Raw genomic sequence first — 284 nt, forward strand, 5'->3', positions numbered from 1 at the left:
AAGGACACAAGCAGATCACTCCCGACCAGACGGAAAGGAAAAATCAACACTTGGAAAACGTATCGGTCAAACCATCGGTACAGTAGCTGATACCAAAGACAGAATGGTAGACACTGCTAGTGGTTTGAAAGAACAGGTTAAAGATTTGCCGACCAATGCAAGATATGCAGTATATCAAGGAAAATCCAAAGTAAAAGAGAATGTCCGTGATTTAACCAGTAGTATTTCTCAAACCAAAGCGGACAGAGCCAGTGGACGCAAGGAACAGCAGGAACAAAGGCGAA

1 pseudogene is annotated in these 284 nt (G+C 43.3%); it reads left to right on the forward strand.

From position 1 onward, the window contains the following. Nucleotides 1-284: pseudogene (locus C1E99_RS00420) on the forward strand (YtxH domain-containing protein); the annotation flags it as partial.

The sequence above is a fragment of the Streptococcus suis genome (assembly GCF_002964045.1).
GTDB classification, from domain to species: Bacteria; Bacillota; Bacilli; order Lactobacillales; family Streptococcaceae; genus Streptococcus; species Streptococcus suis_U.